Raw genomic sequence first — 3,679 nt, forward strand, 5'->3', positions numbered from 1 at the left:
CGATTATCTCGCCGGCAACGCCAAACGCGCACACCCTAAGCGCGATCGGAAACGCGGGCGCTTGCAGTTCGGTCTGGAGCCAATATTCGGCATTCCTTAACTACATAACCTATGAACCCACCCTACATTTGAGACATTGGGTCTCATGGCTTCCTCCGCATCGCAAAGCCGAGTTGGGTATTGCCCAGCGTGGCGTAGGTCTCGTAGGTCTCAAAGCCGGGCTTCTGGGCCATGAGGAGTACCTCTCGCTGTTTCCTATCCTTCACACGGAAGGAGAATTCACCAAGCCGATCGGTAGTGGTTGTAAGACCCAATTTGGGCAGGGCGACTTGAACTTCAGCGAGCGGGTCGCCCGTCTCGTTACGCGCCGAACCGGCCAAGGTCTGTTCAAGCACTTTGCTCTCGGGGGTGGTTTCTTCTCGGAATAATACCCCCATCTTCGAAGGTAACTCCAACACCATGGTCACTACCGTGAGGACGGCAATGGCCAACGCGAGCCACGTCTGCCACTTCTCCAGGAGCGGCTTTTTAGCTTTAGGGGCGGTGGCGGGTTGGTTGATAATGATATCGCCCGCCGCCTGATAGTAGACGCTGCCTTGGACCATCCAGTGGTGTTGCTCGAAGGTGGCCTTGACCGTCTTCAGGACCTCGTTGGGTTCCCTCGCAGTGATCTGGGCCAAGCCGCCGATCACCTCGGCGCTGCGGGCAGGGTCGGTTGCAACTGGTCTCTCTTGTAGCGCGGCCAAGATCGAAGGGATGCATTGGGCCGGTGTGTCCACCCGAATCCCTTGAATCGAACGCAACGAAGGCGGCAGAGGTACGTCATCGAGCAGGCAAGGGATGATGCTCTTCTTGAGGGCCAGGGCCGTGCACCATTCCAGTTCTACATAGGTGGAGGCCGCCGCGCTTTTCGACCAACAGAGGAGTAGGTAATCCTGAGCCGCAACGGCCTCGCCCAGGGCCTTGGGCCAGCGCTGGCCACCATAGAGCTTGTCTTGATCCCGCCAGACGGAAACGTGATCCGCACGTAATCCTCGCTCAATGCCCAACACAGGCTCGAGGTCCGCGCGCGCATAACTCAAAAATAGGCTGGGCATTTATCTTCTGCTAATGTCGGAATTGATACCAAGAAGCGTCCAACAAGGTATCTTTGGTTAGCTTAGGATCCAGCTCAGGATAGCCTATCGAAAGCAGACCTTGCGTATAGAAAGAATAACGCCCTTTTTGGCTACCGGGAAGTGTACGGATGGGCTCGTGAGGTGTCAAACAGGCGAGCCCTCGGCCTGGGATCGGAGACTTTTCGGGCCATTCATTGGCTCGAGGCGCCATGTTTCGGGGGTTTGGCGTCTCGGGCGAGGGAGGGCCCGATGTTCGAAGACGACCACCACCGCGAGTTGTTCGTGGCGGTGGTCGAAGAGGGGTCTTGCGGTTGCGCGCTCTTACGCCAGGCTCTGGCCTACAGGCTCATGGGCAATCAATTCCACAAGGTCCTCAAGGCCCGGCGAGCCAAGCTATCGCGCCTGATCGCCACATCAACGGCTATAATACTCAGCTCGATCGCCGCGACGCCTTAAAACGCTTGACAGTCCCCCTCGGGGCGTGGGTGCGCGGCTGGGGGCGGAGCTGATGATCTTACCTCGTTGGCTTCACTAGAGACTGCACCGCCCGCTCTACAGTAGGCCATGCAGTTGAGTTGGGCGCAATCACTTCGAAATGCCCAGCATTTTCTATCTCTATCATTTCTGTCTCGTCGCCGGTCTCTTGTGCTGCGGCCTCATATTCCTTACCGTATTTTGGTGGCACTAATGAATCTTTTGTACCTGTAATCAATATCTGTTTGACCCCGAGCGGCAGCAATTCAGTGGGCGAAGCATCGTGATACCTTTGCGGCAATTCACTTGGCAGCCCGCCTACAAGTTTAGTAATCGGAACATCGCCGCATACCTGCTTCTGGTGCGCCGGCGGAAAGCTGCGTAGGTTCGCCGGCCCTGCTAGATTGACGGCACCTCGGATGCGTAATGGTTTCTCAACGAAGAGAGGACTGTTCTTAGGAAGGCGGTGTCGAGCTGCCAGCCATAATGCCAGATGTCCGCCCGCGGAATGGCCGATGACTATAACTTGAGTAAGATCAAGTTCATATGTCTTCGCTATCGTTTTCAGGTGATCTGCCGCGGCAGCAACGTCATTAAATGTGCCCGGCCATCCTCCACCTGTATTGTCAACTCGGCGGTATTCGATATTCCAGGTTGCAATGCCGGCGTGTCTGAGCGCATCGGACAGTGGAGCTGTGTTCTGTAGATCAGCAAACTTCATCCAACAACCGCCGTGAATCACGACTGCAATGGGGAAGGGGCCTTTTCCTTTTGGTAAGCGCAGATCGGCAAATTGGATAGGGTCGCTGCCGTAACGAATCCTGTGGTCAGCGGGGGCCGCAGGCAGTTCATTGACATCCTGTGGCTTTAAGAGTTGGGCGGAAGGTGCTGGGCAATTAAAGCACAAAATAGCCAGAAAGGCCATTTGAATCCACGCTCGTTTTAGATTCATCTCCTCTCCTCTTGCGGGAATATACCGGGGACAGAGCACGATTATTCTGTGTTCGCCGAATCGGAAGCCGTGGTCTGTACCCATTTTACCCCCGCAGAACTGGGCGAGGGCCTCACAGCGATACCGCCTCGGCGCGTTCGCGTAGGTGACCGGGACACCGGAATACCGGCCGCCCGAACGCCGCCGTCGGCTCCGGATCGCGGTGCCAGCTCGCTTGCTGTTGCGCGAGGAACCCCTCGATCTCGCGGTCGACCGCCTCGGGGCGCGCGTCCGGGTCAACGCGGCGCCACTCGGCGCGAGGCAAGGTGCCCGCGAGTAGCTGAGCGATGCGCTCGCTGGCGGGGCGCGCGCGGGCCGCGGTCAGGAGCGATACCGGTACGTCGATTCGGGCGTACCCGGCGAGCGGCGTCGGATCCGCGAATTGGGCGTCGAGCTGCGCGCATAGCTCCGGCATGCGCCGGGCGATCCCCGCCCGCTCCCGGGTGGAAAGGCCCTGCCAGGCGTCAGGGCCCGAGTGGTGGTCCACATAGCGCAGAGCGCCTCGGAACCAATCGCCCGCCTCGAGATAGCGCCCGAGCACGCGCCGTAGGACCGCGATGCCCAGGGCGGCAGACCGGGACCCCGGGTCCGCGAGCAGGAGTCCGAAGTGCGTCGGTTCGTACAACACGAGTCCCCCGATGCGCTCGCGGCGCCTGTGTGCGAGCTTCAGGGCCACCGCCGCCCCATAGTCCTGGCCCACGAGGTACACCGGGCCGGGAAAGGCATCGAGCAGGGGCTCGATCCGCGCCGCCTCGGCATCCAGGGACAGTGGCGGCTGCGCGCCCGAGGCGCGGCCCGCGGCATAACCGTGGAGATCGGGCGCCAGCACGCGGTAGCCGAGGTGCAGGCGCTCGGCGAGCGGCCGCCATTGCTCCGGAGAACCGGCAACGGCGTGCAGGCCGATCACCGTGGGCCGCTCGCTCGCCGCCCGGACCGGTCGTTGTGACCAAGGTGTGTTCATGGTTAAATTAAAAGGGGGTCTCCACTTAGCTGTAGTATACTCAACATGTTGTGGCTATGGCGTACGATATCGATCTCCGAGCGGGCCAACACTACCCGGCCATGTGGTCGGAGTTCCAGGCCTAGTTTCCGGACG

Annotated in this window: 4 protein-coding genes; 1 reads left to right on the forward strand and 3 read right to left on the reverse strand. The window is 59.9% G+C overall.

Features of this window, described 5'->3' with window-relative positions:
• Positions 1-143: 143 nt before the first annotated feature.
• Positions 144-1,097 carry a TIR domain-containing protein gene (locus H0V34_14945; protein ID MBA2492918.1) on the reverse strand — a complete coding sequence of 318 codons (954 nt, stop codon included), beginning with the start codon at positions 1,095-1,097 and terminating at the stop codon, positions 144-146.
• Positions 1,098-1,367: 270 nt separating this feature from the next.
• Here H0V34_14945 and H0V34_14950 point away from each other — a divergent pair, with 270 nt between their 5' ends.
• Positions 1,368-1,574: a hypothetical protein gene (locus H0V34_14950; protein ID MBA2492919.1), complete on the forward strand. Its 207-nt coding sequence runs from the start codon at positions 1,368-1,370 to the stop codon at positions 1,572-1,574.
• A gap of 58 nt (positions 1,575-1,632) precedes the next feature.
• On the opposite strand, the gene H0V34_14955 is transcribed toward H0V34_14950, so the two are convergent.
• Together H0V34_14955 and H0V34_14960 are read right to left on the reverse strand one after the other, a co-directional pair.
• Complete coding sequence (locus H0V34_14955; protein MBA2492920.1) at positions 1,633-2,517, reverse strand: alpha/beta hydrolase; 885 nt, start codon at positions 2,515-2,517, stop codon at positions 1,633-1,635.
• A 139-nt stretch (positions 2,518-2,656) separates the two neighbouring features.
• A complete protein-coding gene (locus H0V34_14960) occupies positions 2,657-3,490 on the reverse strand; it encodes an alpha/beta fold hydrolase (protein ID MBA2492921.1) in 834 nt (277 codons plus the stop codon).
• Positions 3,491-3,679: the final 189 nt, after the last annotated feature.

The organism is Gammaproteobacteria bacterium (assembly GCA_013696315.1).
In the GTDB taxonomy this organism is placed as follows: domain Bacteria; phylum Pseudomonadota; class Gammaproteobacteria; order JACCYU01; family JACCYU01; genus JACCYU01.

Bases quoted from the DNA above. Each gene is read 5' to 3' on its own strand.
- H0V34_14945 (MBA2492918.1), bottom strand. From the start codon at position 1,097: ATGCCCAGCCTATTTTTGAGTTATGCGCGCGCGGACCTCGAGCCTGTG.
- H0V34_14950 (MBA2492919.1), top strand. From the start codon at position 1,368: ATGTTCGAAGACGACCACCACCGCGAGTTGTTCGTGGCGGTGGTCGAA.
- H0V34_14955 (MBA2492920.1), bottom strand. From the start codon at position 2,517: ATGGCCTTTCTGGCTATTTTGTGCTTTAATTGCCCAGCACCTTCCGCC.